Consider the following 4,424-nt stretch of genomic DNA (forward strand, 5'->3'; position numbering starts at 1 on the left):
CCTGGCTCGGCCGGCTCAGCGGCCAGTGCTAAGCCGGGCAGACCATCGGTGACCAGATTGACCCACAGGATGTGAATCGGCAACAGCGGGATCGGCAGCAAGAACAGCGGTGCCAGAAAGAGCACCCAGACCTCGCCGGAATTGCCGGTCATCGCATAACGCACGAACTTGCGGATATTGGCGTAGATGCGCCGGCCCTCGGCCACGGCAGCCACGATGCTGGCGAAATTGTCGTCCAGCAGCACCAGGCTGGCGGACTCGCGCGCCACGTCGGTGCCGCCCCGGCCCATCGCCACCCCGATGTCGGCGCGCTTCAAGGCCGGCGCGTCGTTGACGCCGTCACCGGTCATGGCGACGAACTGGCCGCCGGCCTGCAGCGCCTCGACGATGCGGATCTTCTGCGCCGGGTCCACCCGGGCATAAACGCGCACCTGCAGCACTTGCTCGCGCAGCGTGGCCTCATCCATCTTGCTCAGCTGTTGGCCGGTCAGCACCGGAGCATCGGCGTCGGCGACCAGCCCCAGCCGGTGCGCGATCGCCACCGCCGTGGCCGGATGGTCGCCGGTGATCATCACCGGCGTGATGCCGGCGGCCATGCAGTCGCGCACGGCGGCCTGCGCCTCGGCGCGCGGCGGGTCGATCAGCGCGATCAAGCCCAGCCATTGCAGATCGCTTTCCAGCGTCGCCATCGCCGCGCTATCGGGCAGTTGCCTATGTTCGCGCCGCGCCAAGCCCAGCACGCGCAAGCCCTGGGCGGCCAGCGCGTCGGCGGCGGCGAGCAGCGCAACTGTGTCGAGCGGTTGCGGGCCCTTATCAGGCGTCCACTGCGCCGTGCAGCAGGGCAGCAGCGACTCGGGTGCGCCCTTGGTGTAGGCAATGAAAGACTGCTCGCCGCTGCGATGCACCGTCGTCATGCGCTTGCGCTCGGCGTCGAAGGGCTGCTCCTGCACGCGCGGCGCCTCAAGGTCGAGCTGCGTCTTGTCCAGCTGTGCCGACAGGGCGGCCAGCACCAGCGCGGTCTCGGTCGGGTCGCCGCTCCATTCGCCGGCCTTGCCTTCAAGCGGACGCGCGTCATTGCACAGCGCCGCCGCGCGCAAGGTCTCCGCCTGCACGGGCGTCACGGCGCCCTCGCCCGGCACCCAGCGCTCAGCCAGCGCCAGCACCAACTCGGCATGCATGCGGTTCTGCGTGAGGGTGCCGGTTTTGTCGGAGCAAATGGTGCTGACCGAGCCCAGCGTCTCCACCGCCGGCAGGCGCCGCACCAGCACCTGCACCGCCACCATGCGCCGCGCACCCAGCGCCAGCAGCACGGTGACGACGGCCGGCAGCGCCTCAGGGATGGCCGCCACCGCCAGGCTGATGGCCGTCAGCAGCATCAGCAGCGGCGGCTCGCCGCGCAGCAGGCCGACGCCAAAAATCACCACGCAAACGGCCAGCACGCCCAGGCTCAGGCGTTTGCCGAAGGCCGCCAGGCGCTGCTGCAGCGGCGTGCTGCGGTCCTCACCGTCCAGCAGCCTGGCGACCTTGCCCAGCTCGGTCTGCATGCCGGTCGCCACCACCAGGCCACGGCCCCGGCCGCGCGTGGCGGTGGTGCCCTTGAAGGCCATATTGAGGCGGTCGCCCAGCGCCTGTGCCACGTTGTCGCCGTCGCCGGCCGGCAGCGTCGCCACGGCCTTGGAGGCGGTGACCGACTCCCCCGTCAACGCCGACTCGTCCAGATGCAGCTGGGCAATCTCGAACAGGCGCAGATCGGCCGGCACCTGATTGCCCGCCTCCAGCAGCACCACATCGCCGGGCACCAGGGTGCTGGCGGCGACTTGGCAAGGCTGACCGTCGCGCAAGACGGTGGCCTGGGCGGCGGCGAGTTGCTGCAACGCCGCCATCGCCTGGTCGGCGCGCCAGCTCTGCACAAAGCCGATGCCGGCGTTCAGCAGCACGATGAACAGAATCACCAGGGTGTCGGTCAGCTCACCAATCAGCCCCGACACCACGGCCGCGCCGAGCAGCACCAGCACCATGAAATCCTTGAACTGCTCGGCCAGCAAGGCCCAGGGGCCAGGTCTTGCCTTGGCCTGCAGCTCATTGGGCCCGTGCTGCTCGGCGCGCTGAGCGGCCTCGGCCTGCGGCAGGCCTAAGCCGAGATCGACACCCTGCTGGTCGGCAATCTCTTGGGGCGGCAGCTGATGCCAGGGCTGGGGGTTGCTGCTTGGGTTCATCAATCGTGGCCGATGCTGAGTTCAGACCCGGCCAATGATGCGGCGGTTTTATGGCAATCACCCTGCCACCAAGCCTGTCCCTGCTACTGAACTGTCGCTGGCTTGATCTGGCTCAAACGGCGGGCCAAGAGCCCGGGCTACCAACCCGCCGGCAGCTTCTTCAGCAGCAGCAAACCGCCATCACGCTGCTCGACATAGCCGCCTTGCAGCAACTGCTTAAAGATGCGACTGACCATCTCGCGCGAGGAGCCGACGCGTTCGGCAATATCCTGCTGAGTCAGGGGCCGCAACACTTTGCGCTCGCCTACATCGTTAGCCCAGTTCAGCGCCTCATGTATTCATCCCTTTCATCCCCTCCATCCAGGCAAACAATTCCTGAGAGTAAGAAATTTAGCCAGGATGAAGGGGATGCAGGGGATAGGTGCAAAGCACTTCAAGCCAGGTCTTCCCAAGCCAGCGCTGCAATCTGCCAGCGCCGCCCGGTGTTGAGCAATTGCACGGTCTTGATGCCTTCGGCCTCAAAGGCCTCGCCGTCGAGCACGCCCTGCTTGCGGTAGCGCAGCCAAGCCTGCGCAATGCGGCCATATCGGTCGATGCGCTGCTCCATGATGGATTCCTCAAACTGCTGCAAACGCCCGCCCGGACGCAGCAGCTCGGCGCGCGGCAGCACAAACTCTTCAAGGCTCAGGCGGTGCAGGCCGGCGTCATCGGCGCGACTGATGACGGCCTGCGGCGCCAGCATATAGGGCAGCGCCGCCAAGCTGGGGTTGCGGCCGTCTTGGTTGTTGAAGACGGCAAAGAAGCGCCGCAGCAGGTCGGCGATGCGGGTCTCCTCGTCGCCGATCAGCGCAGCCTCACCTACCGAATAGACCTTGCTCACCCCCTCGACGCCGGCAAACTGCTGGGTCTCCAGATAACCCATCCCCAAGTCCTGCAGCAACCGTCCCGAAGCCTGGTTGAACGGCGCCGTCGTGGCCATCAGCCGGGGCTCGCCCAACACCTCACGGGCATAGTCCAGGCAGGCCCGTGCCGCCTCACGGGCGTAGCCCTGGCCCCAAAAGCGCGGCAGCAAGGCGTAACCGATGTCGGGCGCAGGCAAATAGTCGCGCTGCAAAACACCGGCCATTCCAATGATGGTGCCCCCCGTCCGAGACATACTCGACCGGCCCCCCGAGGGGGCGAAGTCGTTCTTGGGGCGGCCCGGCGAACGACTTATCCGCTCGTCGTCGCCGAGAAGCTCCACCGCCCACAGCCCCAGGCCTTTTTCCCAACCGGGGCGGATCAGCTTCTCGTCCATCCAGAACTTGGCGGCGGCCAGGTCGCGCACGCCGGGGTCATTGATATTGAGCTTCCAGGAGTCTTGCTGCAGTTGCTCCAGCACATAGGCCTCGTCGCCGGGCGCGAACCAGCGCAAGCGCAATCTCTCGGTCGTCAATACCAGCATGAAAAAATCCTCCCCGCCAAAAGCCCGGACAATACAACAGCTTCAACCCGACAGAATCTGCCCATGAACTTCATCCAGCAACTCCGCCAAGCCGAAAGCCTCAATGACTCTTTGCTCTGTGTGGGGCTGGACCCGGAACCGGCCAAGTTCCCCGGTAGTTGGCAGGGCGACGCAGGCCGGATTTATGACTTCTGCGCCGCGATCGTGGATGCCACCCGGGACTTGGTGATCGCCTTCAAGCCACAGATCGCCCATTTCGCCGCGCAGCGCGCCGAGGACCAGCTCGAACGGTTGCTGGCGCATATCCGCCGCGTTGCGCCCGCGGTGCCGGTGATCCTCGATGCCAAGCGCGGCGATATCGGGGCCACCGCCGAGCAGTATGCGCGCGAAGCCTTCGTGCGCTACCAGGCCGACGCGGTGACGTTGTCGCCGTTCATGGGCTTCGATTCGATCGAGCCCTGGCTGCGCTACGACGGCAAGGGCCTGTTCCTGCTGTGCCGCACTTCCAACGCCGGCGGCAGCGACCTGCAGGCGCAGCGGCTGGCTTCGGGGGATCGGCTGTACGAACACATTGCGCGACTGGCCGCCGGGCCCTGGAACAAGAGCGGCCGGCTCGGCCTGGTGGTCGGCGCCACCTCTCCAGAAGAGATCGCGCGGGTGCGCGAGCTGGCGCCGACGCTGCCGCTGCTCATTCCCGGCATCGGCGCCCAGGGCGGCGATGCGCAAGCCACGGTTCGCGCCGGCTGGCGCGCCGACGGACCGGT

At 67.1% G+C, this 4,424-nt stretch carries 4 protein-coding genes; 1 reads left to right on the forward strand and 3 read right to left on the reverse strand.

The genetic code is table 11. The features are described from left to right. The 3 genes from RMO57_RS19085 to RMO57_RS19095 all read right to left on the reverse strand — a co-directional run. Positions 1-2,216: HAD-IC family P-type ATPase (locus RMO57_RS19085; protein WP_310389365.1), on the reverse strand; the 2,216-nt coding region annotated here is incomplete at its 3' end. A 137-nt stretch (positions 2,217-2,353) separates the two neighbouring features. Continuing rightward, complete coding sequence (locus RMO57_RS19090) at positions 2,354-2,554, reverse strand: helix-turn-helix domain-containing protein (RefSeq protein ID WP_310389370.1); 201 nt, start codon at positions 2,552-2,554, stop codon at positions 2,354-2,356. A gap of 95 nt (positions 2,555-2,649) precedes the next feature. After that, positions 2,650-3,660 carry a GNAT family N-acetyltransferase gene (locus tag RMO57_RS19095; RefSeq protein WP_310389366.1) on the reverse strand — a complete coding sequence of 337 codons (1,011 nt, stop codon included), beginning with the start codon at positions 3,658-3,660 and terminating at the stop codon, positions 2,650-2,652. 63 nt (positions 3,661-3,723) lie between these two features. Here RMO57_RS19095 and pyrF point away from each other — a divergent pair. Continuing rightward, on the forward strand, positions 3,724-4,424 hold a 701-nt coding region (gene pyrF / locus RMO57_RS19100), incomplete at its 3' end, for an orotidine-5'-phosphate decarboxylase (protein WP_310389368.1).

Source organism: Roseateles sp., assembly GCF_031397715.1.
Classification (GTDB): Bacteria; Pseudomonadota; Gammaproteobacteria; order Burkholderiales; family Burkholderiaceae_C; genus Paucibacter_A.